General features: G+C 73.3%; 23 protein-coding genes and 1 pseudogene. 11 read left to right on the top strand and 13 right to left on the bottom strand.

Annotation, left to right across the window (positions count from 1 at the left end):
- Nucleotides 1–16: 16 nt before the first annotated feature.
- The 3 genes from ACIQFU_RS09430 to ACIQFU_RS09440 are packed head-to-tail and all read right to left on the bottom strand — an operon-like array spanning nucleotide 17 to nucleotide 1967.
- Nucleotides 17–832, bottom strand: coding sequence for an SAM-dependent methyltransferase (locus ACIQFU_RS09430; protein WP_402550269.1), 816 nt, complete (start codon nucleotides 830–832; stop codon nucleotides 17–19).
- On the bottom strand, nucleotides 829–1098 hold the full coding sequence (locus ACIQFU_RS09435) for a DUF397 domain-containing protein (RefSeq protein WP_402550270.1): 270 nt from the start codon (nucleotides 1096–1098) through the stop codon (nucleotides 829–831). Before ACIQFU_RS09435 ends, ACIQFU_RS09430 begins: the two co-directional genes overlap by 4 nt.
- Nucleotides 1095–1967, bottom strand: a complete 873-nt coding sequence (locus tag ACIQFU_RS09440) for a helix-turn-helix domain-containing protein (RefSeq protein ID WP_402550271.1) — start codon at nucleotides 1965–1967, stop codon at nucleotides 1095–1097. Before ACIQFU_RS09440 ends, ACIQFU_RS09435 begins: the two co-directional genes overlap by 4 nt.
- Nucleotides 1968–2284: 317 nt before the next feature.
- Here ACIQFU_RS09440 and ACIQFU_RS09445 point away from each other — a divergent pair, with 317 nt between their 5' ends.
- The 3 genes from ACIQFU_RS09445 (at nucleotide 2285) to ACIQFU_RS09455 (ending at nucleotide 6033) form a co-directional block, all read left to right on the top strand.
- Entirely contained in the window at nucleotides 2285–2638 is a 354-nt protein-coding gene (locus tag ACIQFU_RS09445; RefSeq protein WP_402550272.1) for an ATP-binding protein, read from the top strand.
- Between the two features lie 99 nt (nucleotides 2639–2737).
- Nucleotides 2738–5230, top strand: a complete 2493-nt coding sequence (locus tag ACIQFU_RS09450) for an SCO7613 C-terminal domain-containing membrane protein (RefSeq protein ID WP_402550273.1) — start codon at nucleotides 2738–2740, stop codon at nucleotides 5228–5230.
- A gap of 152 nt (nucleotides 5231–5382) precedes the next feature.
- Entirely contained in the window at nucleotides 5383–6033 is a 651-nt protein-coding gene (locus ACIQFU_RS09455) for a YceI family protein (protein WP_402550274.1), read from the top strand.
- Nucleotides 6034–6103: 70 nt separating this feature from the next.
- Here ACIQFU_RS09455 and ACIQFU_RS09460 read toward each other — a convergent pair whose 3' ends face one another.
- A complete protein-coding gene (locus ACIQFU_RS09460; protein WP_402550275.1) occupies nucleotides 6104–7096 on the bottom strand; it encodes a helix-turn-helix transcriptional regulator in 993 nt (330 codons plus the stop codon).
- 113 nt (nucleotides 7097–7209) lie between these two features.
- On the opposite strand from ACIQFU_RS09460, the gene ACIQFU_RS09465 reads away from it, so the two are divergent.
- Nucleotides 7210–7896: an alpha/beta fold hydrolase gene (locus ACIQFU_RS09465; RefSeq protein WP_402550276.1), complete on the top strand. Its 687-nt coding sequence runs from the start codon at nucleotides 7210–7212 to the stop codon at nucleotides 7894–7896.
- 205 nt (nucleotides 7897–8101) lie between these two features.
- On the opposite strand, the gene ACIQFU_RS09470 is transcribed toward ACIQFU_RS09465, so the two are convergent.
- Nucleotides 8102–8476 (bottom strand): VOC family protein, encoded by a 375-nt coding sequence (locus ACIQFU_RS09470; protein ID WP_402550277.1) that lies wholly within the window; start codon nucleotides 8474–8476, stop codon nucleotides 8102–8104.
- Nucleotides 8477–8623: 147 nt separating this feature from the next.
- Here ACIQFU_RS09470 and ACIQFU_RS09475 point away from each other — a divergent pair, with 147 nt between their 5' ends.
- Nucleotides 8624–9787 (top strand): serine hydrolase domain-containing protein, encoded by a 1164-nt coding sequence (locus tag ACIQFU_RS09475; protein WP_402550278.1) that lies wholly within the window; start codon nucleotides 8624–8626, stop codon nucleotides 9785–9787.
- A gap of 46 nt (nucleotides 9788–9833) precedes the next feature.
- On the opposite strand, the gene ACIQFU_RS09480 is transcribed toward ACIQFU_RS09475, so the two are convergent.
- Together ACIQFU_RS09480 and ACIQFU_RS09485 are read right to left on the bottom strand one after the other, a co-directional pair.
- A complete protein-coding gene (locus ACIQFU_RS09480) occupies nucleotides 9834–10952 on the bottom strand; it encodes an ABC transporter substrate-binding protein (RefSeq protein WP_402550279.1) in 1119 nt (372 codons plus the stop codon).
- Nucleotides 10953–11036: 84 nt separating this feature from the next.
- A complete protein-coding gene (locus ACIQFU_RS09485) occupies nucleotides 11037–11903 on the bottom strand; it encodes an endonuclease/exonuclease/phosphatase family protein (protein WP_402550280.1) in 867 nt (288 codons plus the stop codon).
- Between the two features lie 141 nt (nucleotides 11904–12044).
- Between ACIQFU_RS09485 and ACIQFU_RS09490 the strand changes: the two genes are divergently transcribed.
- The gene (locus ACIQFU_RS09490; RefSeq protein WP_402550281.1) at nucleotides 12045–13019 is read left to right on the top strand and encodes a LysR family transcriptional regulator; all 975 of its coding nucleotides are present in this window, start codon (nucleotides 12045–12047) and stop codon (nucleotides 13017–13019) included.
- A 27-nt stretch (nucleotides 13020–13046) separates the two neighbouring features.
- Here ACIQFU_RS09490 and ACIQFU_RS09495 read toward each other — a convergent pair whose 3' ends face one another.
- From ACIQFU_RS09495 to ACIQFU_RS09515, 5 genes are all read right to left on the bottom strand, one after another.
- Nucleotides 13047–13283 carry a hypothetical protein gene (locus ACIQFU_RS09495; RefSeq protein ID WP_402550282.1) on the bottom strand — a complete coding sequence of 79 codons (237 nt, stop codon included), beginning with the start codon at nucleotides 13281–13283 and terminating at the stop codon, nucleotides 13047–13049.
- Nucleotides 13284–13478: 195 nt separating this feature from the next.
- Nucleotides 13479–14303, bottom strand: coding sequence for an SDR family oxidoreductase (locus ACIQFU_RS09500; RefSeq protein ID WP_402550283.1), 825 nt, complete (start codon nucleotides 14301–14303; stop codon nucleotides 13479–13481).
- Nucleotides 14300–14551, bottom strand: a complete 252-nt coding sequence (locus tag ACIQFU_RS09505) for a hypothetical protein (RefSeq protein WP_402550284.1) — start codon at nucleotides 14549–14551, stop codon at nucleotides 14300–14302. Before ACIQFU_RS09505 ends, ACIQFU_RS09500 begins: the two co-directional genes overlap by 4 nt.
- A 78-nt stretch (nucleotides 14552–14629) precedes the next feature.
- Nucleotides 14630–15640: an AraC family transcriptional regulator gene (locus ACIQFU_RS09510; RefSeq protein ID WP_402550285.1), complete on the bottom strand. Its 1011-nt coding sequence runs from the start codon at nucleotides 15638–15640 to the stop codon at nucleotides 14630–14632.
- An 18-nt stretch (nucleotides 15641–15658) separates the two neighbouring features.
- Nucleotides 15659–16246 carry a TetR/AcrR family transcriptional regulator gene (locus ACIQFU_RS09515; RefSeq protein WP_402550286.1) on the bottom strand — a complete coding sequence of 196 codons (588 nt, stop codon included), beginning with the start codon at nucleotides 16244–16246 and terminating at the stop codon, nucleotides 15659–15661.
- Nucleotides 16247–16373: 127 nt separating this feature from the next.
- Between ACIQFU_RS09515 and ACIQFU_RS09520 the strand changes: the two are divergent.
- Nucleotides 16374–17819, top strand: a pseudogene (locus ACIQFU_RS09520) (amidase).
- A gap of 263 nt (nucleotides 17820–18082) precedes the next feature.
- Complete coding sequence (locus ACIQFU_RS09525) at nucleotides 18083–19288, top strand: alanine--tRNA ligase-related protein (RefSeq protein ID WP_402550287.1); 1206 nt, start codon at nucleotides 18083–18085, stop codon at nucleotides 19286–19288.
- Between the two features lie 7 nt (nucleotides 19289–19295).
- Here ACIQFU_RS09525 and ACIQFU_RS09530 read toward each other — a convergent pair whose 3' ends face one another.
- Nucleotides 19296–20231 carry a MurR/RpiR family transcriptional regulator gene (locus ACIQFU_RS09530; protein ID WP_402550288.1) on the bottom strand — a complete coding sequence of 312 codons (936 nt, stop codon included), beginning with the start codon at nucleotides 20229–20231 and terminating at the stop codon, nucleotides 19296–19298.
- Nucleotides 20232–20426: 195 nt separating this feature from the next.
- On the opposite strand from ACIQFU_RS09530, the gene ACIQFU_RS09535 reads away from it, so the two are divergent.
- From ACIQFU_RS09535 to ACIQFU_RS09545, 3 genes are read left to right on the top strand one after another with little or no spacing between them, the layout of a single operon-like run.
- Nucleotides 20427–21428, top strand: a complete 1002-nt coding sequence (locus ACIQFU_RS09535; protein WP_402550289.1) for an N-acetylglucosamine kinase — start codon at nucleotides 20427–20429, stop codon at nucleotides 21426–21428.
- 8 nt (nucleotides 21429–21436) lie between these two features.
- Nucleotides 21437–23008, top strand: a complete 1572-nt coding sequence (locus ACIQFU_RS09540; RefSeq protein WP_402550290.1) for a sodium:solute symporter — start codon at nucleotides 21437–21439, stop codon at nucleotides 23006–23008.
- 41 nt (nucleotides 23009–23049) lie between these two features.
- Nucleotides 23050–24231, top strand: coding sequence for an anhydro-N-acetylmuramic acid kinase (locus ACIQFU_RS09545; protein WP_402550291.1), 1182 nt, complete (start codon nucleotides 23050–23052; stop codon nucleotides 24229–24231).

Genomic DNA, 24231 nt, shown 5'->3' on the forward strand with positions numbered 1-24231 from the left:
GGTCCGGCAAGTGCGGCTACGGCTTGATGGCCACCCCTGCCCACAGGCTGACCTCTGCGTCGGTGGGGGCGTCGGCACCGGTGGGCCGGGCCGGTCGCCAGCGGTGACCGACGGTGACACCGGGGTCGAGGAGGTCGAGCCCGTCGAAGAAGCGGGTGACGTCCTTCTGCGAGCGGATCTGCACCGGTGTGCCCGCCCCGGTGTAGATGCCCGTGACCTTCTCCCAGGTGGGCGGGTCGAAGTCGGGCGTGCAGTGGCTCAGTGCCAGGGCACTGCCCGCCGGCAGGGGCGCCATCAGCCGGTCGACGATGCCGTACGGGTTGCGGGCGTCGGTGATGAAGTGCATCAGCGCGTTCAGGGACAGGGCGACCGGCTGGGACAGGTCGAGCACCTCGGCCAGCGCGGGGGCCTCCAGCAGGGCGTCCGGGTCGGTGACGTCGGCCTCGATGTAGGCGGTGCGGCCCTGCGGGGTGCTGCGCATGAGGCGCTCGGCGTACTTCAGGACGAGCGGGTCGTTGTCGGCGTAGACCACCCGGGCCTCGGGGAGCACGGACTGTGCCACCTGGTGCACGTTCGGTTCGGTGGGGATGCCGGTGCCGATGTCCAGCCACTGGCGGATGCCGTGCTCCTGGGCCAGGACCCGGGTGGCACGGTGCATGAAGGCGCGGTTCTCCCGTGCGCAGGTGAAGATGCCGGGGTAGGCCTCGGCGACCGCTTCGGCGGCCTGCTTGTCCACCGGGAAGTGGTCCTTGCCGCCGAGGTAGTAGTCGTACATGCGGGCCGAGTGCGGCCTGCTGGTGTCGAGGCCGCGCGCGGCACGGGTGCTGCTCATGCTGTTCCCTTCGGAAGACCGGCCGTCAGGTGGTCGGCCATGCCCTGCTTGACTCCCCGGACGAATGCGCCGATCTCCTCGGGCGTGTAGATGAGAGCGGGGCCGGCCGGGTCCGTCGACTGGCGCACCGCGACCCGGCCGTCGGCGAGTTGCTTGGTCTCCACGCACTGGCCGCCGTTGGGCCCGCTCCACGGGCGTTCCCAGCCGTGCTCGCCGAGGTCGCAGGCGGGCATCCCGTTGTAGACGCTGCCTTCGGTGGTGCTCATGAGTACTCCTTGCGCATGCGGTTCAGGAGTGCCGTGCTGTCGCGTGTCGAGGTCAGCAGCGACATCCTGTTGTGCGCCTCCAGGTGTGCGACGACGTCCGCGCGTTCGTCCAGGTACATCGACGCGGAGAGGATCTCGCTGTAGACGACGTCGGGCAGCTCCGGCTCCTCGAACCGGAAGTAGGTGAAGGGGGCGCAGGCCCCGACGTGGGCGCCGACGGCGAAGGGCAGGATGTCGATGCTGACGTGCTCCAGCTCCGACACCTCCAGCAGCCTGTCGATCTGCTCGCGCATCACTTCCGGTCCGCCGACGGCCCGGTGCAGGACCGCCTCCTCCATGACCACCCAGAGGGTGGGCGCGTTCTCCCGCTCCAGCAGGCTCTGCCGGCGCAGCCGCAGGCCGACCCGGCGCTCCAGCTCGTCGTCGGAGCCGTTCGGGAAGCCTCCGCCCAGGACGCCGCGGGCGTACGCGGGGGTCTGGAGCAGGCCGGTGACGTAGTGGGGTTCGTAGGTGCGCAGCGTGCTGGCGCCGGTCTCCAGGCTGACGTACGCGGTGAACCAGGTGGGCAGCACGTCGCGGTAGGCGTGCCACCAGCCCGGCTTGTTGGCCTGCTCGGCGAGCGCGACGAACTCGTCGATCTCCTGCTGCGCGCTGCCGTAGGTCTGCAGCAGCTTCTCGACGTACAGGGGTTTGAGGGCGACTTCGGCCTTCTCCAGCCGGCGGATCGTCAGGGGTGTCACCCGAAGTGCCTTGGCGGCGTCGGCCAGTGAGGCACCCGCGTTCTGCCGCATGTCCTGGAGCCTGCGTCCGAGGATCATGCGCAGCACCGTCGGAGCGCTGGTGGCCGCGCCGGACCGGGCTTCACTCACGCCCCACCTCCTGATGGGCTGTCACCGGCGCCATTGTGGCAGCGACTTGGTGAGGAAACCAGACTGAACGCGTCTTCCTGAAATTATCAGGGATTCGGTTGCAGCCTGAACCGCGCGGCGAGCATAGTGGCGTCCGTGAGCCCGCCCGTCCGACCGTCGTCCCGTCCGCGCCTGCCCGGGCCCGCTCTCCCCATCGCGCCCGCCCCCATCGGAAGGCGATCACCGTGACCCCCCACAGGAGCCCTTCGCCCGGCCTTTTACCGCCGGCGCAGCCGGACCGGGAACACTGGTTCGACCTTCCTTCGCTCCGCGTCAGCGTGCGGACGGCACGTGACACGGTCCGCAGACGGCTTCGCGACTGGGGGCTCCCCGGCGACGTGTGCACGGACGCGGTGCTGCTCGTGTCGGAACTGGCGACCAACGCCGTGATCCACTCGGGCAGCAACCGCATGCTGTGCGGTCTGTCACTGGCTTCGCACCAGCGGTTGCGGATCGAGGTGCACGACGACGGACGTGCGCCGGCCGGTCCGGCCGGTTCCCGCCCCGCTTCCCTGGACGAGAGCGGCCGGGGGCTGCTGATCGTGCAGCAGCTCGCGGACTCCTGGGGCACCTCCCGGTCCGGCCGCACCGGGGGCACCACCGTCTGGGCGGATCTCCGCATCGAGCTCTGACCCCGCGCCGGGGCCGCGCCGCGGGGAACCACGTCAATGAGTACGGGCTGAGTATCCGCGCTCATGTCCCGGCAGGTGGCGCGGGCCACACTCCGTGGCATGACGAACCTTCCGCCCCCGGCCGAGGAGCTGCGGCTGCTGGACGCCGAGCTGCGGCAACTCGACCTGCGCCGTGCCGTCCTGCTCCGGCGCCGCGAGTGGCTGATCCACACGCTGCGGGCTGCCGCCGGCGGGCAGTCCGCCCCAGCGGCCGGGACCACGCCGGGAGGTGGACCGCCGAGCACCGGCGCGAGTGGCCTCGCCCGGCGGCCGGAGGCCACCGGGCCCGGCGTGCAGAACCTGCTGCTCGCGCTCGGTGGTGTGCTGCTGACGATCGCGGCGATCGCGTTCACGCTGGTCAGCTGGAGTCATATGGGGATCGCGGGACGCGCGCCGGCACTCGGCGCGCTGACCCTCGCGGCGCTGGGCGCGCCCGTGGTGTTGCTGCGGCGCGGACTGCGGTCGACCGCCGAGGCCGTGGCCGCCCTGGGGACGGCCCTGACCGTGCTGGACGCCTACGCGCTCCACGAGGTGGCGTTCGCCGACGCGGACGGTGTCGGGTACACGGCGGCCGCGTCCGCCGTCCTGGCCTCGGTGTGGGCCGCGTACGGGGTGGCGGCGGGCTCCTCGGTATCCCCTTCCGCCGAGGTGCGCGCGGCGGAGGGCGGCCGGGGGGCCGAGGGCGCGCGCCTCGGGCTCCGGCACCCGCTCCCCCTCGCCGTGGCCACCGCCCACCTGCCGCTGCTTCTGTGGGCACTCGCCGCCGGAGCGGGGCCGCACACGGTCACGACCGTGGTGCTGGCGACCGCCGCCGGCGGCACCGCCGTCGCCCTGCGGGCGGGCTCGGTGCCGGTGCGGGTCGTCGCCGTGGTCGGTGCGCTGGGCACGGGCGTCGCCGGTGTCCTGTCGGCGGGGTGGCTCTGCTGGAGCGCGTCCGACCCGGGCACGGCCGCCCGGGCGGCGGCGCTCCTGGTCGTGGCGGCGGCGGTCGCCCTGGTCGCCGGCCGGTCGGTCCCCAACGCGGAGGCCGCCATGGGCGCCGCCTCGGCCGCGGGCCTGTGTCTGGTCGCCGGGACCGGCGGGGTGCTGCGGGTCCTCGTGCCGGACGAGTGGACCGTGCCGGGGTTCCTGGCCTTTGCGATCGCCCTGCTTGCGGCGGACCGGACGCCCCTGCCCCGGCCACTGCGTCAGGGGCTGGTGCGTGCTTCGGCGGCCGTCCAGTGCCTCGCCGTGCTGTGGACGGTCCCTCTGGTCGCCGGGACCGTCCTCGGTCCGGTGGCGCAGGGGGCGCGGCCTTGGTCCGGTGCGCCGGGGGACTTCCGGGACGCCGTGTTCACGACGGACGTCCTGCGGCCTCCGTACGCGAGCACGGGACCGCTCGTCCTGGCCGTCGTGGCCGCCGTAGTGCTGGTCGCCGGACGCAACACGGTCCACCGCGCCGCCGCCGGGGTGGCGGCGCTCGTCCTCGGCTGGGCGGCCGTCGTCGCGGTCCCGGTGGTACTCCAACTGCCGTACGCGACCGGCCTGGTGGCGCAGGGGGTCGTGGTCGTGGCGGCGCTGAGCATCGCGGAGCGGACGGGCCGGGCCGGGGACCGGCCCTCGCCGGTGACCCGCACGGCCCTTGTGCTGGCTCTCGTCACCTCGGTCGACCTCGCTTTCCTCGCGCTGGCCTCCGAGTCCGCGACGATCGGTGTCCTCGCGTCGCTGACGTTCCTCTTCGGTGCCGCCTGCCGCCGCCGGGGACCGGCCCCGTTCACCGCGCCCGCCGCTCTCGGCCATGCCACGGCGCTGGCCTGCGCGGTCGGGGCTTCCGCCGGCTGGCAGCCGCACCACACGGCGCTGCTGGTTCTCGTCGTCCCCGCCGTCGCCGCCGTGGTCGCCTCGCGCACGAGTGGCTCGCGCGCGACCGTGCCGGTCGAGGCGGCGGGCGCGGCAGCGGGGCTGCTCGCACTCGCGCTCGCCGTGACGGAGCCGCCGACGCTGGCCGTGGTGCTCTCCCTGAGCGGTGTCCTCGCGGCCGCCACCGCGCTGCGTCCGGGGCGGCGGGCGGCCGGTCATGCGGCCGCCGCCCTGTTCCTGCTGGCCGCCTGGGTGCGCCTGACGGCCTGGGGCGTGACCACGCCGGAGGCCTACACCCTGCCGGTGACGGGCCCCGCGCTGGTCGTCGGGTTCCTGCGCCGGCGCCGCGACGCGGCGGTCTCCTCGTGGACGGCGTACGGCGGGGGGCTGGCCCTCACCCTGGTGCCTAGTCTGCTCGCGGCCTGGGACGACCGGCACTGGCTGCGGCCCCTGCTGCTCGGCGTCGCCGCGCTCGCGGTGACTCTGGCGGGCGCCCGGTACCGGCTCCAGGCTCCACTGGTCCTCGGAGCGGGTGTGCTCGCGCTGGTCACACTGCACGAACTCGCCCCGTACCTCACCCAGGCCGTCGGCGCGCTCCCCCGCTGGGCACCTCCGGCCCTCGCCGGTCTGGTGCTGCTGGCGCTGGGGGCCACCTACGAGCAACGGCTGCGCGACGCGCGGCGGTTGCGGGAGGCGCTCGGGCGGCTGCGCTGAGCCCACCACGTGCACAAACGAGGGACGCGGTGTCGAACCGGTGCAGCTTTACGGCCGGGCTCATGGAACCCGGACGAGGGCGCACATCTTGCCGTGGGCCGCTGATCGGCTTCGTGATAGCACGAAGTGATCAACTCGAAAGGCCTACGACTATGGGTATCTTCAGCCGTCGCCAGACCGCCACCGCCGAGCCGCCGACGGCGGCAGTCCAGGACGGGCCCGCCGCGCGGTCCGCGACAACGGTGGCCGCCCCCGATCCGGCCCTTCGCGCCCTGACCGGGCACTGGACCATCGACCGCCCCCACAGCCGGATCGGGTTCTCCGTGCGGCACGCCATGGTCACCACGGTCCGCGGGGCCTTCCCCGACTACGACAGCAAGCTCTACTTCGACGGGGCCGACCCCGCCAAGTCCCGGGCCGAGATCGTCATTCGCGTCGCCGGCGTCGACACCGGCGTGGAGCAGCGGGACGCCCACCTCGTCGGCAAGGACTTCTTCGACGTGCGCCGCCACCCCGAGATGACCTTCCGCAGCACCTCCGCCGTCCAGGAATCGGCGGAAGCCTTCCGTATGACGGGGGACCTCACCATCCGGGGCACGACCCGGCCCGTGGAACTGCAACTGGACTACCTCGGTTCGGTCGTGGACCCGTTCGGCTACGAGCGGGCCGGCTTCGACGGGACCACCACCATCGACCGCAGGGACTGGGGCCTGGTCTACAACCAGCGGCTCGAGGCGGGCGGCAGCATGGTGAGCGAGAAGGTCCGCCTGCAGTTCGACATCTCCGCGATCCGCTCCTCCTGAGTCCGGCCGCCGGTCGGCGCTCGCCGAACCGGTCGTCGGGGGCGGCTCCTCGGGGCGGCCGGAGTGGTCTTCACCCCCCGTGCGGGCGGGAGCCGCCGGACGGGGGGCGGTCCGTCACGGCGGCCGTGAACCGTGCGGCGAGTGCGGCGGCCGCGGCACGCAGTTCCTCTCCGCCCTCGACGCGGAAGGCGAACGGCACCCCGGCGAGCCACTCCTGCGCGTACATGTCCGGGTTGCGAGTGCTGCCGACGAGGACGCAGCCGTCGCCCAGGGGTTCGAGCCGTCCCATGGGCGGACGGATCCAGGGGGCGACCTCGGCCGGGGGTGCGTCGAACACCACCCGGGTGGTGAACTGCCATCCGCTGCCCAGGTTCTCCTCCAGGACCGTCACCGGGTCGAAGGCAACCGGTGGCTCGAATCCGTGCCCGGTGGTTCTCACCCGGCCGACCCGGTCGACCCGGTAGGTGCGGATCGCGTCCGCGCGATGGGAATGGCACAGCAGGTACCAGCGGCCGTAGCGGACGACGAGTGACCACGGGTCCGCCTGCTCCTCCCACTCGTTGCCTGCCTCGCTGCGGTAGGTGAGCAGCACGCGGCGCCGGTGTGCGACGGCCTCGACGAGGGAACTGGTGACAGCCGGATCCGGGTGGGCCGCGTACGGGTCGGGAGCGGCGGACGCGTACTCCCGCAGCAGCGCGGCCTGCCGTCCGACGCTCTCCGGCAGCGCCTTGACGACCTTGCCCAGGGCGGTGCCGACGAGGTCGTCGGCGTCGGTCACGGCCGGCCGGCCGCTCAGCGCCGCCATGACGAGGCCGAGGGCCTCGGCCTGCGTGAAGTGCACGGGCGGCAGCCGCGTCCCGCGTCCCAGCCGGTAACCGCCGTGCGGTCCGCGGGACGACTCCACCGGGATGCCCGCCTCCCTGAGGATCCCGACGTACCGGCGTGCCGCTCGCTCCGTCACGCCCAGCCGTACGGCGAGTTCGCCGGCCGTCGTGGCGGGGCGGGTCCGGAGGATCTCCAGGGCACGCAGCGCTCGCGCGGTGGGGCTGACGTCGTTCGGCACGGGAACAGGCTAGTCCGCGCTCGGAACGCGTCTGGCCGGGCGGGAGAACATTCCGGCAGTGGAACGTCCGGATCTCCTCCTACGGTGAAGCCACACAGAGGAAGGGAACGATCATGGACATTCTGCTCATCGGCGGCCTGTGGCTGGAGGGAACCGTGTGGGACCGTGTCGCGTCCGCACTGGAGTCGCTCGGCCATCGTCCGGTGCCGCTCACCCTCCCGGGGCAGGGCGACGGCGCGGCGGCCGCGACGCTCGACGATCAGCTGGCGACGGTGCTGGCCGCAGTGGATGTGGCGCCCGCCAAGCCCATGGTGGTCGGGCATTCCGCGGCCTGCTCACTGGCCTGGCTGGCCGCCGACCGGCGACCGGAGCGGCTGGCCAAGGTCGCTCTCATCGGTGGTGTCCCGGCCCCTGACGCGCAGCCCTACGCCGACTTCTTCGAGATCAGGGACGGTGCCATGCCCTTTCCGGGCTGGGAGCCCTTCCAGGGACCGGATGCCGCGGACCTCGACGAGAACGCGAGGCGCCGGTTGGCGGCGGCCGCGGTCCCGGTGCCCGAAGCGGTGGCCCGGGGCACGGTGCGGCTGACCGACGAACGCCGCTTCGACGTACCGGTCCTGCTCGTGTGCCCCGAGTTCACGCCCGCGCAGGCGCGCAAGTGGATCGACGCGGGCGATGTTCCGGAACTCGCCCGGGCGGGCCGCGTCGACTTCGCCGACATCGACTCGGGCCACTGGCCCATGATCACCGCCCCTGCCGAGCTGGCCCGGATCCTGGCCGCGGCGGCGGGGACCGCCTGAGCCTCGCCCCCCCCTGACGCGCGCCGCCTGACGCGCGAGCGCAACAGCGCGTCGGGCTCCTCCTCGCGGCGGACGGCGACGTCGACGGCATGGCCGCTCGCGACGTCCGCCTCCGGCCGGCCGAGGGTCCTGCCGGTGCGGTCGGCACCACCGTCGCCGGAGCCCCTCGCGGCTACGGCCGGGGACCGTCCACCGCCCGGCGGGTTCAGTGCACGCAGAGGCAGAACGGATGGCCGGCCGGGTCGGCGTAGACCCGCCAGTTGGCTTCCGGGCGGATTCGGTCCGTGCGTTCCAGGACGGTCGCGCCGAGTGCGAGCGCCCGCTTCTCCTCGCCTTCGAGGTCGTCGACGTCGAAGTCCAGGTGCACTTGCTGGGGGCGGTCCTGGCCGGGCCACTCGGGCGGCCGGTAGCCGTCCACCCGCTGGCAGGCCAGCGGCGTCCCCTCGAAGCCGTGCACCTCGACCCACTCGGGTTCGTCCGGATCCGCGACCACCCGCCCGCCGAGCAGCTCGGCGTAGAACTCCGCGAGCCGGACCGGATCGGCGCAGTCCAGCGCGACCGCCTGCAGCTTTCGAATCACGTCCGCCACTCCTCGTTCCTCGGGCGCTTGCGCTGCGCCCTTGCACCGGAGGTCCTACCCGGGGCGGGGACGGGCATGCGCGCGGATGCCCCTGCCGGGCCCCTTCCCGGCCGCTGAGCACTTGGCGTTGCACGCACTGCGTGCATAATGGGTGCAAGGACATGCCGAAGAGCTTGGGAAGGAACGCACGCCGTGAGTGACTCTCTGGATCCCGAGGAACTGAACGCAGCCGTCGAGAACGTCCGTCGCGCCGGGATACCGGGCGTCTTCGCCGAGGTGCGGGACGGCGACCAGGTCTGGCGGGGGGCCGCCGGGGTCGCCGACGTCACCGGCGGCCGCCCGGTCGGCGCCGACATGCGCCACCGTGTCGGCAGCATCACCAAGACCTTCACCGCCGCCGCGGTCCTGCGGCAGGTCGAGCAGGGGAGGATAGTCCTCGACGCGCCGATCGGCCGGTACCTTCCGGAGATGCTTCCCCGGGAGCGCGGCGACGCCGTCACGGTCCGGATGCTGCTGAACCACACCAGCGGCCTCGCCGAGTACCTCCCCCACGCCTACCCGTCCCTCAAGGCGTTCCCCGCCCTCGCGGACACCGGGCCCCAGAGCCTGGACGACCACCGGTTCACCCGGTTCGACCCCGCCGAACTGATCGGACTGGGCGTCGCCGCACCCCCCGTCGGCACCCCGGGCGGCACTCCGGGCCTGTACTCGAACACCAACTACCTGCTGCTGGGCCTGCTCCTGGAGCGGGTGACCGGCACCACGGCCGAGCGGTGCATCACCCGCGACGTCATCGAGCGCGCCGGGCTCAGGGACACCGAGCTGCCCACCGGACCGTACGTGGGCGAGCCGCACTCGCGCCTCTACGAGTCCTGGTTCGGCATGATCGATCCGCCGCGCGACTACAGCGTCTTCGACATGTCGTGGGTGGGGCCGTCGGCCTCGCTGATATCCACCGTCTCGGACCTCAACCGCTTCTTCGGGATGCTGATGGCCGGTGAGATCGTCAGCCCGTCGTCGCTGGGGCAGATGCGGCGCACCGTGCCGGTCGTCTCGCAGGAGGGCCGCACCATCGAGTACGGTCTCGGCCTGCACCCGACGCGGGCACCGGGCCAGGACACCTTCTGGGGTCACGGCGGCACGGCCTGGGGCGCCGGGACCCTGGCCGTGATCAGCGCCGACGGCAGGCGGCGCATGGCGATCGCGGTGAACCTCCAGAGGTGGAACGTGCTCGACTCCTCGGGCAGGCCGCAGCCCCACCCCATCGACGACGCGCTCGCGGCCTTCCACCGCGTGGCGATGTACGGCTGACCGGACGGCGGGGCCTCGTGATCGCCCGGTTCGGGGCGCCGGCGCGTCAGCCGGTGTGGAGGACGCGGAAGCGACCGGGTTCAGCGGGATCCCGGTCGACGACCTGGACCGGCGCACCGGGCCATTGCCACACGCCGGTGTCCGGCGTGCGGGAGAACCTGATCCGCCCCCGGGTGCCTTCGACCGACACACGTGCCCAGGTTTCGGTGGCCGGCGCCCGGCCGGCGCCGTGCGAACGCAGCATGTCGGCGAGGACCGTCACCGTGTCGTAGCCCTCGAAGGCGACGAAGGAGGGCGCTTCGGCCAGCCGCTCGCGCAGGGCCGTCCGGACTCGTGCCCCGAGCGGGCCGAGGCGCTCGGGCAGGTAGCGCAGAAACGGGACCGCGGCGCCGTCTCCGCCCAGCGACGCCGCCCACTGGGCGAACTCCGGTTGCCCGGCCGGGGCACCGATCATGATCTCCGCAAGGCGTCGGTCGCGGCGGACGGAGCGGACGATCGACACGGCCGGCTCGGGGTGACCGACCAGGAGCAGCAGGGCGCTCGCGTCCTGTTCGGCGAGCGCGTCGCACACCGACGCGGGGGCCGGCTCGCGGAGGCCGAGATCGACGAGGGTGCCGCCTCGCGCAGCGAGATGGTCCCGCAGGATTCGGGCGCCGGATGCCCAGTAGAGACTCGGCTGAGCCGCTACGGCGACACGGCGGTGGCCCGCCGCGAGGAGGAAGTCCGCGTAGATCCGCCAGCCGTGGGACTGTGCCGGCGGGAGGCGGGCGACCCACCGCGCCGGCCGCTCGGTGAGGGCGTCGATCACGGCCGACGAGCACAGGAACGGCAGGCCGAGGGCGTCGGCTCCGGACGCGACGGCGCGCGCGACGACGCTGTGGTACTCCCCCGCCAGGGCGGACACGCCCAGCCGGGCCAGTTCGTCCACGGCCGCCGCCGCCCTGTCCGGATCGGCCGCCGTGTCCCGGACCACCAGCCCGAGCGGCCTGCCCGCGATGCCGCCGGCGTCATTGACTTCGCGTACGGCCAGCTCCATTCCGGCGAGCAGGTGGCGGCCCGCTTCACCCCAGCCGGGCCGGGTCAGCGGCACGAGGACGCCGATCCGGACGTGCGCGTCGATGTCGTCTCGCCCTGGCAGGCGTGCCTCGGTGACCATGCCGGACATTGCATCCGACGCCGGTGCCGGCCGGCAACCGGTTATGCGGTCGTCCGGGGACCCTGGGGCGGAAGCACGGCCTGGGACCGCGCCTCAGGTCACGTCGAGGTCGGTGTACAGCATGTCGTGGTCCGAGTGCGTGGTGCGGACCACCCGGTGGTCGATCGGGGCGATGCCGCGCAGGAAGACGTAGTCGAACTTGCTCCGCCAGTCCGTGGTCGGATCGCAGGTGCCGGCGGAGGCGGGGCGGCACTGCGGGTCGGTGTCCGTGGCCAGTGCCCACATGGGGTCGAGTTCGGGCGCGTCCGGCACGGCGTTGAAGTCGCCGAGGACCACGGCGCGGTCGTACCGGGCGACTTCCTCGGCGAGTACGCGGACCTGGCCCTTGCGGAACTCCTCCTGACGCCGTTGGGCGAGGTGTGTGGCGAAGACCCGGACGGACCGGCCGCCCACCTCGGTGGTGACCGCGAGGTACCCGCGGTCCTCGGATCCGCCGTCGGGGTACTCGGTGTTGACCCGGTCGGTCATCGGCGCCGCCGAGAGGATGGCCTGGCCGAAGCCGCCCGGATTCCACGGTGCTCCCCCGCAGCGGCTCCAGTTCTCCAGGACCGACCCGTATGCGACGTGGTAGACTAGCCCGTGGAAGACCTCCAGGTAGTCCCGGATCCGTTCGACGTCACGTGCGCACGCTTCCTGCATGCCGACGACCTGGGGCGCGTGCGCGGCTATCGCCGCTGCCCGGTCGAGGTTGCTCGCGTCGCAGGGATTGCACAGGTTCCACGTCATGACCCGGTTCGGTACGACGTCCCTGACGGCCTGGACGGGCAGCGCCCCGCCGGGCAGCGTGCCGCCGGGGGCGCTGGGGCCCACCAGCGCCAGGCAGGCCAGCGCCACCGCGCATATGAGCAATCGCGAGCCGCCGCTGTTGAGCACCGCCGCCTCCTCGGTGTGGACACGCATGGCAACCGACGTTCCCACGGACGAGGTTATGGCACGCGGGGAGGGACCCCGGCGGGAGCAGCCGCTCCTCCCGCGTCGGGCCCGCCCGTGGCGCGCGGGCGAAGCGCACACCCGTCGGTTGGGCCCGCCTATGCTCGCCCCATGGATACCGAGGCGGTGCGGTCGTTCGTCCGCGCGGCCGAGCTGGGACAGCTGCGGCACGCGGCCGACGAGCTCGGTGTGACGCAGCAGGCGGTCTCGAAGCGGATCGCGGCCCTGGAACGCGTACTCGACGTCCGGTTGTTCAACCGCACTGCCCGCGGGGTGGAGCTGACCCTCGACGGACAGGCCTTCCTGGCGCACGCCCGGAACATCGTCACGGACGTCGACCGTGCCGTCGCCGCGATCCGGCGGGGTTCGCGGGCGCTGCGCATCGACGTTCTCGGCCTGCGGACCGCGCAGGCCGTGATCCTGCACGACTACTGGCGCTCACACCCCGAAACCGCGCTCGACGTGGTGACGCTCAAGACCGACGACCCGCGTGTGGCGGTGGCCGCCGTGCAGTCGGGCGACGTCGACGCCTCCTTCCGTTCGGTCACCGACCCGGACGGCCTGCCGCCCGAGGTGCGGATGATCCACGCGTTCCACTCCCCGCTGGAACTCGTCGTCGGACCGAGACACCCGCTCGCGCCCGCGCGCAGCGTGACACCGGCCCGGCTGCGCGGGCACCGGATCTGGGTGCCCGGTATCGCGCCGGGCAGCGAATGGGCGGACTTCTACGACCAGCTCACCACCGCGTTCGGCCTGCGCGTGGACGCCGCGGGCCCCAACTTCGGCAACGAGGTGCTCCTCGACGTCCTCGCCGACTCCGACGACGTGGCCACTCTCGTGGGCTCGCGCGACCGGTACGTCTGGCCGGCCGGTCACGACCTGCGCCGCATTCCGATCGTGCGCCCGACGCTCGCCTACCCGCTCTCGCTCGTCCTCCCGCGGGAGAACCCGCACCCGGGGCTCCGGGCCGTCCTGAACCACTTCGCGAGCCTCGCCCCGCTGCCGGAGGACACCTGGCTCCCCTCCTGGGCAACGAGGCCGCGGGGTGACGACGGCCCCGAGGCCGGGCACGCCCGGCGGCGTTGACCGCGCCCACGGGTCCGGGCAACCGGGTCAGTCGCGCGGGACGGCCCGCACCCGGGTCGGCGCGGTGGTGTCCGGTGCCGCCTGCACGGCCGCGCCGTCGGCTCCGCCCGCCGTGAGCACCAGTTGGGAGACGGCGTTCGTGAGCGTCAGCGCGCCCTTGTGCGGCGTCAGCTGCCAGCGCTGGGTGCGCTGGTCCGCGGCGGCCGCGAGGGCCGTCACCGCGCAGATCACTCCCGCGATGCCGCGTCGTCGTCCGAATTTCATGGCCACCTCTCCATGAGCCTCAGCCCATTCCATGAGCCGTGCATGCCAAAACGGCACCCGGCGAACGGTGTTGGCCAGAGTATGACCTGGGGCTACTCGCTGTACGAGATGGGCGTCTACGGAACACCCGCCCCCTGAGCCGGAGTCGATCGCGGTGCGGTGACGCGGTCGCCGTCACCGCACCGCCCCCGGCGCCTACGCCGGGGGCCTTTTCGCCAGCATCCTGCGCTGCACCCGCCGGCCCAGCGCGACCGCCAGTGGAATGCCGCGCAGGGCGAGCGAGGGCAGGGCGTCGGCCAGGCGGGCCTGCACACCCCGCCAGCCGGGTACCGCTGTGACCGGGCGGGGGCGGTCGAGCACCCTGCCGACGGCGCCGACGACTTCCTCGGGCCTGAGCAGCCTGCCGGAGAACGACAGCGCGGAGGCGGGGTCGTCGAGCTTGTCGTGGAGCATCGGGGTCCAGATGCCGTCGGGGCAGACGCAGGAGATGTGCACGTTCTCGATGCCGGCCAGGCGCAGGTCGGCGAGTGTGCTGAGGCTGAAGCCGATCGCGGCGTGCTTGGAGGCGGCGTACACCGCCTCGCCCGGCACGGCGGTGAGCCCGGCGAGGGACACGACGTTGAGGATGTGCCCGCCCGTGTTCCGCATGGCCTCGATCGCGGCGACGGTGCCGTTGACGGTGCCGAGCGCGTTGACCTCCAGCATCAGGCGCCGTGCGTCGGGCGATTGCTCCCAGGCCGGGCCGGTGACGAGTACACCGGCGTTGTTGACCCACACGCCGAGGTGGCCGGTCTCCGCGACGACGCGGTCCCGTGCCCCGGCCACCTGGGCCTCGTCGCGCACGTCGACGGCGGCCCACGACGCGTCGGGGCCCAGTTCGGCCGCCGCGGCGCGGGCCGCATCCCCGGACACGTCGGTGACCAGGACGCGGTGGCCGCGGTCGGCCAGCAGCCCGGCGATCAGCCGGCCGAGGCCGCGGCCGGCCCCGGTGACCACCGCGCCGGTGCGCTCCCGGCTCATCGCCCGCCGCCCTTGGTCTCGCCGTGGGCGATGCCGCCGTGGACACAGGTGGGCACCACGGGCCAGAAACGCTTCCACGGGGCGAGTTCGGTGGCGCGCAGGGCCTTGAAGCGCTCCTCGCGGGTCTCGGCCGCCGCCCGGACCGACCGCGGCCGGTCGCCGCGCGGCCACATGCCGTGGACGCCGTCGAACCCGGGGATCGTTCGCGCACCGATGCCGGTGAGGTGGTTGGTGCCGGCCGTCGCCATGGGCCACTCCTCGCTCTCGTCGTCGGGGCAGCAGCATGCCCGCGCCCGCCGGGCGGGATTTGTTCCGGCGCGACAATCTCAGCCGGTGCCGCGCACCCTGCGGCGCACCTCGCTCGGACTGGCGCCCTCCCACCGCCGCACGGCGTGGCTGAGTCCGGACTGGTCGGCGAAGCCCGCCATCGCGGCCACCTGGCACAGTGGCAGGTCGGTCGTGGTGAGGTGGCGCAGCGCGAGGTCCCGCCGTACCTCCTCCAGGATCTCGGCGAAGCCGGTGGACTCCGCCGCGAGCCGCCGTTGCAGGGTGCGGGGATGCAGGGCGAGGAGGCGCGCCACCCGGCCGACGGTGACGGGGCCGACGCCGACGGCCCGGGCCAGGACCCTCCGGACGTGCGTGGCGGTCAGTGTCTCCGGATCGGTGTGGTGCGCGGCCAGACGGTCGACGGCGAGCCGGCGCGCCTCCGCGTCCGTGCCGCGCAACTCCGTGTCCAGCAGGCGCCGTTCCACCCGGAGTGCGGCGGTCGGGCAGCCGAACTTCACGTCCGCGCCGAAGAACTCCGTGTACAGCGAGACCGGCGACAGGGGCGGGTGGGGCAACTCCACCGAGCGGAGACCGGCCGTGCCGCCCACCAGCGCCACCGCCACCCGGTGGAAAAGGCCGAGCCCGAGTTCGGTCGCCTGCGGGGAGTACGGGGACTCGTTCAGGTCCTTGCGGTAGGTCAGGGCGACCACCTCGCGCCGGCCCCGCGGATCGGGCTCCACGCCGACGCTCAGTGCCGGGCTGTGCACGAACATGAACCGTGAGGCGCACTCCAGTGCCTGCCGCACGGTGGCCGACGCCTGGACGGCCGGGGCGAGCAGCCCGAGGATGCCCAGATCCTGGCCGCGGGCGAGGCGGAGGCCGAAGTCCGGGCACCGCAGATCACGGGCGGCCGCGTCGAGCATCAGATCGTGGCCGGTGATCGGGACGAGGCCGGCCCCGGAGGTGAGCGCCCGCGCGGGGATCGAGAACCGTGCCGTGAACTCCCCGGGGACGCCGCCGAGTTCCTCGACGAGGCGTGCGAAGCCGCGCAGGCTGGCTCCCCGGATCATCGCACCCATCGTGTGCCGCTACCGGCCGACGAGCGTCTCGACGATGCGCATCAACCGCTCCCCCGCCCGGTCGATGCTTCCGTTCTGCGTGCTGACCTGGGCGCCTTCGAGTACGAAGGTGATCTGGGCGGCGACCTGCTCGGGGTCGGGCAGCCCGGCCTCGGTGCACATGCCGACCAGTCTGCGGGTCTGGCGGGCCTTGTGCTCCTCGATCACCTGCCTCGCGGGGTGGGAGCGGTCGGGCAGTTCGGCGAGGGAGTTGACGAAGGGGCAGCCCCGGTAGGACAGCGTCGGCAGTCCGTCGGCGATGAAGCGGGCCAGGCCCAGGATCTGCTCCCGGGGACGGCCGGGGTGTTCCGCCTCGACACGGTCGAAGGCCGCCTGGTACTCGGCGGCCAGGATCCGCAGCCACTCGGCGACCAGCGCGTCCTTGGTCTCGAAGTGCCGGTAGATGGCCATCTTGGTGGTCTCGGCCTTCTCCGCGATGGCCTGGACACCCACCCGCTGGATGCCCTCGCTCCGGAAGAGCACTTCGGCCGCGTCGAGGATGCGCTCCCGGGGCGGCAGCTTCGCCACCCTGCCCGGCCTGCGGACGGTCGTTGTCATGCCTGCTCCGTGACGTGCGGTCGATGGGCTCGTTCAGCTCCTGCTACGGTACCAGCCCGTCCCGTTCGATACCGTACGGTATCGTCCGAGACTCATGAGTACCGTTCTTTCGGGTCGAGGAGTGACAGTGAGAGTTTCCGAGTACGTGTGCCACGACGGGGTGGGCCTCGCGGAGCTGATGGCCGGGGGCGAGGTGTCGCCCGCCGAGGTGGAGGCGGCCGCCCGTGAGGCGGTGCAGGAGGTGACCCGGCGATCGACGCCGTCGTGGAGACGTGGCCGGCCGACGACCGGCCCGCCCCCGGCAGCACGCCGCTGGCGGGAGTGCCTTTCCTGATCAAGGACTTCGGCATATCCATGGCGGGCCGGCGCACCGAGATGGGCAGTCGTCTCGCGGCCGGGCACGTCGCCCGCTCCGACTCGTTCCTGATGCGGCGCTTCCGCCGCGCCGGCCTGGTGACCCTCGGGCGTACCGCGACACCGGAGCTGGCCTACAGCATCACCACGGAACCGGTGCTGTACGGCCCCACCCGCAACCCGTGGGACCCCGGTCGCGGCGCCGGCGGCTCCAGCGGTGGCGCGGGCGCGGCCGTCGCGGCCGGGGCGGTTCCCCTCGCCCACGCCACCGACGCGGCGGGCTCGCTGCGCATTCCGGCCTCGTACAACGGCCTCTTCGGGCTGAAGCCGACCCGCGGCCGGGTCTCCATGGGCCCCGCCCTCGACGAGGGGTTCAACGGGCTGGCCGTCCAGGGCACCGTGAGCCGGACCGTGCGGGACAGCGCGGCGCTCCTCGACCTGGTACGCGGTCCGGAACCGGGCGATCCCTACTTCGCCGAGCAGCCGGCCCGCCCCTACGCGGAGGAAGTCACCCGCCCTCCGGGCCCGCTGCGGATCGGGGTCCTCCCCCAGGCCTGGGGGAGGACGCCGGACCGCCGCCCCGGTGGCCGACGCACTGGACCGTAGGGTGCGGCTGCTCGAATCGCTCGGCCACCGCACCGAGGAGGTCACGGTCGGCCTGGGGGCCGGCTGGGAGGAGTTCGTGCTGGCCAACGCCCACCTGTCGACGGCGAACCTCGCGGCCTCGGTCGACGCCCTGGCCGCCGCCCTGGGCCGGCCCGTCGACTCCTCGACCCTCGAGCCGTCGACGCTGGCCGCCCACCGCTACGGGCAGCGGGTCAGCGGCCCCCGGTTCGTCGCCGCCCTCACCGTCCGCAACCGCGTCGCCCGCGGCCTGGCCCGGTACTTCGACACCCACGACCTGCTGCTCACCCCCACCCTGCCGGAGCTCCCCCCGCCGCTGGGTGCCTACGGCGAGGGCTCGGACGCACTCGACGGCCTCGGCTGGATCGACCGGCTCAACGACCGCTCGCCGTTCACCATGGCCTTCAACGTGGCGGGCACACCCGCCATGTCCGTGCCCCTGACGGCCGACACCGGAACGGGGCTGCCTGTCGGAATGCAGTTCGCCGCCGGTTTCGGGCGCGAGGACCTCCTGTTCCGTCTCGCCGGACAGCTCGAACGGGCACAACCGTGGTCGGGCCGAACCCCGGGCGTGTGGGCCGGCGCACCTTCCTAGGATGCTCACGGAGAATTCGGGTGCTCCGGACACCGGAGGGCGTTATCTTCGGAGCATGAACGTCATCGGCCGAAGTGTCTTCGCGACCGCGCGAGCGACCAGCTCGCCGGTTGCCGCCGTCTGACCTCCCCCCTTTCCCACCGGCGACCGGAAACGGCCGTCGGTGGTTCACGTGGCGCTCCGCCGCCTTCGCCTCGGTGCGAGGACCGCACGGTTTCCGTTCTCCGGTGCCCCTCCCGCCCCGAAGCGAAGGAGTCACCCCCATGGACACCGAGCGCGTCGCCCGCATGTTCGTCGAGTACTACGAGGACCACGGGCACCGCCGGATCACCGGCTCGACGCTGCTGCCCGAACCCGGCGACCCCGTCCTGTTCACCAGCGCCGGCATGCATCCGCTCACCCCGTACCTGGAAGGACGCCCCCATCCGCTGGGCCGGCGGCTGGTCAACGTACAGCGCTGTCTGCGCACCACGGACCTCGAGGAGGTCGGCGACGACACCCACCTGACGGTGTTCCAGATGCTCGGCACCTGGTCGCTGGGCGACTACGAGGGCCCACTGAGCCTCGACTGGGCCCACCGGCTGCTCACCGAGGGCCTGGGCGTCGACCCGGGCCTGCTGCACGCCACCGTGTACGGGGGTGGCGGACAGGTCGGGCCGGACACCGAGTCCCTGCGGCTGTGGCAGGAGCGCGGCGTTCCCGTGGAGCCGACGGTGGACGACAACTGGTGGTCCAACGGACCGGTGGGCCCGTGCGGACCCGACTCGGAGATCTTCCTGTGGAGCGGTGACACTCCGCCGCGGTCCACGCCCACGGGCGACGACCGCTGGGTGGAGGTGTGGAACCACGTGATGATGCGCCACCGCCGGCTCGACGACGGCCGTCTCGTGCCGCTTCCGCAGCGCAACGTCGACACCGGCCTGGGCCTGGAACGCCTCGCCATGCTCCTGCAGGGCAAGTCGTCGGTGTTCGACTGCGACGTCTTCGAGCCGTGGCGGCGGCTGCTGCCGTCCCTGTGGCCGTTGGACGAACCGTCGTTCCGGGTGGTCTGCGACCACCTCAGGTCGGCCGTCGTGGTCGTCGGCGACGGAGTCCGCCCGTCCAACACCGGCCGGGGTTATGTGCTGCGCCGCCTGGTACGACGGATGCTCACCGTGCTGTGGCGGGACGACCCCTCACGCGGGCTCGGAGACCTGCCGCAGGAGTTGGTCACGCACACCTCGGACCGTTTCCGGCAGGACGTGGACCCGGGTCTCGTGCGCGGGCTGCTGGTGGAGGAGGAGCGCCGGTTCCGGCGGCTCCTGGAACGCGGCCGGAACGTGCTCGCCCGGCCCCGGTTCAGCGGACCGCTGGGCGAGGAGGACTTCGCCTACCTGCACGACACCCACGGCCTGCCGCGCGACCTGGTGACGAGTCTGCGCGGGGACGGGCACCCCGGCCCGGGCGGCGGCCGGACGGTACGGCCGTGAGGCGGCCTCAACCGGTGCGGCGCCCGGGACGCCGACGGCGCTGGACGGCGCCGTAGGTCTCTTCGAGGGCGGTGGTCGCGGCGTCGTAGGAGCGTTGGGCGACGCCGACGAAGAGGCAGTCGATGACGGCCAGTTGGGCGATGCGGCTGACGGTGGCGCCGGAGCGGAACGGCGTTTCCCTGGCACAGGTCGTCAGCACCAGGTCGGCGGCGGTCGCGAGCGTGGAGCCCGGGTCGTTGGTCAGGGCGATGGTGGTGGCTCCGCGCTCGGCCGCGGCCTGGAGGGGTTCGGTGGTGTCCTCGGTCTCGCCGGAGTGGGAGACGGCCAGGGCCACGTCGCCGGGCCCCAGCAGGGCCGTCGCGGTGAGCGCCGCGTGCCGGTCGCTCCAGATGAAGGCCATGTGGCCTATGCGGTGGAGTTTCTGGTGCAGGTCCTGGCCGACGAAGGCGCTGGCCCCCACGCCGAAGATGTCGACCCTGCGGGCCTTGGCGACCGCGTCGACCGCCCGGCCCAGCGCGTCGACGTCGAGTCCGGCGCCCGAGTCCTCCAGGGCCCGGACCTCGTTGTAGATGATCTTGCTGACTATCCGGTCCAGCGAGTCCGTCGGGCTGATGTCGGTGCCGCCGTGCGCCGCCCGCCCGCCGCCCAGCGCGTGCTCCCGCGCCGCCGCGGCGGCCAGTGCCAGGCGCAGCTGGGGGTAGTTGCCCGTGCCGATGGTGCGGCAGAACCGCATCACGGTCGCCGCCGAGGTGCTCGCCCGCTCGGCGAGCGCGCCGATGGACAGCTCCGCGACCTGTCCCGGATCGGCGAGGACCGCGTCGGCCACCCGGCGTTCCGAGGGGGCCAGGGAGGGCCGGGCGGCGCGGATGCGCGTGAGGACGTCGGCGAGCGGGGCGTCCTGGGCGGACGGCTCCGGCGCGCGGGACGAGGACTGGCGGACCATGGCCCCTCCTGGAAGTGGTGCACACAGGGTAATGGGGTCCACCGAGGGGGTCAAAAAGTTACGCGGTGAACGACTCGACGTTACTTATTGACATCCGGAGGGCGGCGTTCCCATACTCGGACGGCGATCCGCGCCGGTCACCGACGACCCGGTGGCTCTCGACGTGCCGGGTCCCTCGGGCAAAGGGCGAGCCGTATGACTTCGACAGTGGCGGTAGATCTGGGGAAGACCGGCTGCCGCGCCATGCTGTGGCACGGCGCCGGCTCCTCACCGTCCGTCAGTTCCGTGGCCGGTGCCCCCGGTCTGGCCGCCCCCGACGGTGTGGCGGCGGCCCGTGCGGCCGTGCGCGCCGCCGTCGGGCCGCTGCTGCGTGAGCCGGGCGGCGCCCGGCCGGAGTCGGTCCTCGTGGGTGCCGCCGGAGCGGCTTCGGCCCCGGCGGCGGCCCGCTCGCTGGCGGGAGCCCTCCTGGAGGACCTGCCCGTCGGGGAGGCCGCCGTCACCAGCGACGCCGTCACCGCCCACGCCGGCGCGCTCGGCGGCCGCGCGGGTGTGGTGCTGGCGATCGGCACCGGGTCGGTCGCGGTCGGCATCGGCGCCGACGGGACGTACGCGCGCGTCGACGGGTGGGGTCCCCTGCTCGGCGACGACGGCAGCGGTGCCCGGATCGGTACGGCCGGACTCCGCGCGGCCCTGCGGGCCCACGACGGGCGGGGCCCGGCCACCGCCCTGCTGGACGCGGCCACCGCTTTCTTCGGCGACCTCGAACGGCTCCCGGCCGCCGTCGGACGGGACGGCAATCCCGCCCGTACGGCCGCCTCGTTCGCCCCCGAGGTGGCCCGCGCCGCCGACGCGGGGGACGCCGTGGCCTCGGCGATCGTCCGGGACGCGGCCGCCGACCTGGCCGAGACCGCCCTCGCGGCGGCCGGCCGGATCACCGGCGACGGCGGTCCGCTGCCGCTGGCCGTCACCGGTGGGCTGGCGGGTCTGGGCCCGGCCCTGATGACGCCGCTGACCGCCCGGATCACCGGCTCCGCACTCCACGTGTGGCTCACGTCCCCGCTCGGCGACCCCCTGGACGGGGCCGGGCTGCTGGCGCTGGACCGCACGACCCCTCATGCCTCCCTCGTCGTCCGCGTCCGCCGGGCGACCGCCAACCCCCCTCTCCCCACGCCGGCGACCCCACCGGCCAGTGCCTAGGAGCAAGCGTGCGCCAGCTCGACCTCGTGGTGATCGTGGTCTATCTGATCGGGATCGCCTGGATCGGCCTGCGGAAGGCAGGCCGGCAGAAGTCGGCGAAGGACTACTTCGTCGGTGAGGGCCACATGCCGTGGTGGACGGTCTCGTTCTCCGTCGTCGCCACCGAGACCAGTGTGCTGACGGTGATCAGCGTCCCCGGCGGTGCCTACAGCGGCCAGGGGTTCGGCAACGTCGAACTGGCCCTGGGCTACGTCGTCGGACGCGTCGTCGTGGCCACCGTGCTGATCCCCCTCTACAAGCGCGGCGGCTTCGTCAGCGCCTACCAGTACCTGGGTGACCGGTTCGGGCTGAAGCTGCAGGGGCTCGCCTCGGTGACCTTCGTGTTCACCCGGCTCCTGGCCGAGGGCGTGCGGCTGTTCGCCTCCGCCATCCCGATCAAGCTGCTGCTCGACGAGTTCGGCGTGCACGCGAGCTACCGCGTGATCATCGTCGTCATCACGCTGATCACCGTCGTCTACACCTACCTGGGCGGCATCAAGGCGGTCATCTGGACCGACGCCATCCAGATGGTCCTCTACCTCGGCGGCGCGGTCCTCGCCGTCGCGGTGCTCTCCGCCCACGTCGGCGGTGACGGCTACGCGCGTGCCCTGGACGCCGGCAAGTTCACGCTCTTCGACACCGACTTCGACCTCGCCCACATCCTCACCAGCCCGTTCGCCCTGCCCACGGCCATCGTCGGCGGCGCCATCTTCGCCATGGCCTCGCACGGCTCCGACCAGCTGATCGTCCAGCGCGTGCTGGCGACGAGGACGCTGCGCGAGGGCCAGAAGGCCATGATCGCCTCGGGTCTCTTCGTGACCGTCCAGTTCGCCGCCTTCTCCCTCGTCGGCGCGCTGCTGTGGTCGTACAACGAGGGCAAGTCCTTCTCGGAGCTGGGGCTGTCCAGCTCGGACAACCTCTACCCCGAGTTCATTCTGCACGGGCTGCCCGTGGTGGTCTCGGGCCTGCTGGTGGCCGGCATCCTGGGTGCCGCGATGGGTTCGCTGTCCTCGGCGCTGAACTCCATGTCGAACTCGACGGTCGCCGACATCATCCACAGCTTCTTCCGCACCACTCCGTCCGAGGAGGCGCTGCTGCGGCTGGCCCGCTGGATGACGCTGGTGTGGGCGACGCTCATGGCGGTCTTCGCCTGCGCGTTCAGCACGAGCACGGGCAACGTGTATCTGACCGGTCTGACCATCGCGGGCTACACCTACGGCGCGCTGCTCGGCGCGTTCCTCCTGGGCCGGCTGGTCAAACGGGCCAACGAGACCGACTCCGTCGTGGCCTTCCTGGTCACCATCGGGGTGATGACGTACATCGTGCGGGTGGTGAAGATCGACGTCACCACGGACGGGACGACGGTGTCCCAGGCGATCGCGGCCCAGTGGCTGGTGCCCATCGGCGTGCTGATCACGCTGGTCGTCGGCGGTGTGCTGAGCCTGTTCCACCGGGCGCCGGAGTCCGGAGGGGGCCCTGCCCCCGACGAGGAGCCGGGCGCCGGGCCCGACCGCCTGACCACGACGGCCGACCGGAACTGATCCCCGGCCGGGCCCCCACCCCCTCTTCGCAGGAGTACATCGTGCGTGTGATCGGCCTGATGTCGGGCACGTCCTACGACGCCGTCGAGGCGGCCGCCGCGGATTTCGAACTCCGGGGCGAGGTGCTGGAGTTGCGTCCCCTCGGCCATCTGTCGGCCCCCTACCCGGACGAGCTGCGCGACCTGATCGCGAGCAGCCTGCCGCCGGCGGCGACGACGGTCGGCAGTGTCGCCCGGCTCGACACCGGGATCGGGCAGGCGTTCGCCGACGTGGCCGTGCGGGCCGTGCGCGAACTGTGCGGCCAAGGCGCCGACCTGGTGGTCTCGCACGGGCAGACCATGTACCACTGGGTCGAGGACGGGGCCGTGCGAGGCACGCTCCAGCTCGGCCAGCCCGCCTGGATCGCCGAGGCGACCGGTCTGCCCGTCGTCTCCGACCTGCGCGGCAGGGACGTCGCGGCCGGTGGCCAGGGGGCACCGCTGGTGGCCATGACCGACGTCCTGGCCATGGCGGCGCTGCCCGGCGTCCCCGCCGCCCTCAACCTGGGCGGGATCGCCAACGTCACCGTCGTCGCCCCCGGCGCCGAGCCGCTGGCCTTCGACACCGGGCCGGCCAACGCCCTCATGGACGCCGCCGTACGGCACTTCACCGGCGGAGCGGCCGAGTACGACGAGGACGGGCGCCGCGCCGGGGCGGGCCGCGTGGATCCGGTACTGCTGCGGGCGCTCCTGGACGACCCCTACTATGGCAGGCCGGCTCCGAAGAGCACCGGCAAGGAGCACTTCCACCTGCCGTACCTGCTGCGGGCGCTCGCGGCGGCGCCCGTCGCCGAGCCCGACGACGTCCTGGCGACGCTGGCCCGGCTCACCGCCGTCACGGTGGCCGACGCCTGCCGGGCGCACGGCGTCACGCGGCTCGTGGTGTCCGGCGGCGGGGCGCACAACCCCGTGCTGATGGGCATGATCGCCGAGGAGCTGCCGGACGTGGTCCTCGGCTCCAGCGACGCGCTCGGGCTGCCGTCGGACGCCAAGGAGGCCCTGGCCTTCGCCCTGTTGGGCTTCCTGACCGTCAACGGCCTGCCCGGCGCGATCCCCTCGGGGACGGGCGCGCGCCGGGCGGCGCTGCTGGGCACGATCACACCGGGCCGGGAGCCCCTGCGGCTGCCCGAGCCGGCCGGCGAGCCGCCCCGGATGCTCCGCGTCACCGGCGGGACCCCGTCCTGA

This window comes from Streptomyces sp. NPDC093065 (assembly GCF_044754585.1).
GTDB lineage: Bacteria > Actinomycetota > Actinomycetes > Streptomycetales > Streptomycetaceae > Streptomyces.

Coding starts and splice junctions, on each gene's coding strand:
- ACIQFU_RS09430 (WP_402550269.1), bottom strand. CDS start 832: ATGAGCAGCACCCGTGCCGCGCGCGGCCTCGACACCAGCAGGCCGCAC.
- ACIQFU_RS09435 (WP_402550270.1), bottom strand. CDS start 1,098: ATGAGCACCACCGAAGGCAGCGTCTACAACGGGATGCCCGCCTGCGAC.
- ACIQFU_RS09450 (WP_402550273.1), top strand. CDS start 2,738: ATGACGAACCTTCCGCCCCCGGCCGAGGAGCTGCGGCTGCTGGACGCC.
- ACIQFU_RS09455 (WP_402550274.1), top strand. CDS start 5,383: ATGGGTATCTTCAGCCGTCGCCAGACCGCCACCGCCGAGCCGCCGACG.
- ACIQFU_RS09465 (WP_402550276.1), top strand. CDS start 7,210: ATGGACATTCTGCTCATCGGCGGCCTGTGGCTGGAGGGAACCGTGTGG.
- ACIQFU_RS09475 (WP_402550278.1), top strand. CDS start 8,624: ATGGGTGCAAGGACATGCCGAAGAGCTTGGGAAGGAACGCACGCCGTG.
- ACIQFU_RS09480 (WP_402550279.1), bottom strand. CDS start 10,952: ATGTCCGGCATGGTCACCGAGGCACGCCTGCCAGGGCGAGACGACATC.
- ACIQFU_RS09485 (WP_402550280.1), bottom strand. CDS start 11,903: ATGCGTGTCCACACCGAGGAGGCGGCGGTGCTCAACAGCGGCGGCTCG.
- ACIQFU_RS09490 (WP_402550281.1), top strand. CDS start 12,045: ATGGATACCGAGGCGGTGCGGTCGTTCGTCCGCGCGGCCGAGCTGGGA.
- ACIQFU_RS09495 (WP_402550282.1), bottom strand. CDS start 13,283: ATGAAATTCGGACGACGACGCGGCATCGCGGGAGTGATCTGCGCGGTG.
- ACIQFU_RS09500 (WP_402550283.1), bottom strand. CDS start 14,303: ATGAGCCGGGAGCGCACCGGCGCGGTGGTCACCGGGGCCGGCCGCGGC.
- ACIQFU_RS09505 (WP_402550284.1), bottom strand. CDS start 14,551: ATGGCGACGGCCGGCACCAACCACCTCACCGGCATCGGTGCGCGAACG.
- ACIQFU_RS09510 (WP_402550285.1), bottom strand. CDS start 15,640: ATGATCCGGGGAGCCAGCCTGCGCGGCTTCGCACGCCTCGTCGAGGAA.
- ACIQFU_RS09515 (WP_402550286.1), bottom strand. CDS start 16,246: ATGACAACGACCGTCCGCAGGCCGGGCAGGGTGGCGAAGCTGCCGCCC.
- ACIQFU_RS09525 (WP_402550287.1), top strand. CDS start 18,083: ATGGACACCGAGCGCGTCGCCCGCATGTTCGTCGAGTACTACGAGGAC.
- ACIQFU_RS09530 (WP_402550288.1), bottom strand. CDS start 20,231: ATGGTCCGCCAGTCCTCGTCCCGCGCGCCGGAGCCGTCCGCCCAGGAC.
- ACIQFU_RS09535 (WP_402550289.1), top strand. CDS start 20,427: ATGACTTCGACAGTGGCGGTAGATCTGGGGAAGACCGGCTGCCGCGCC.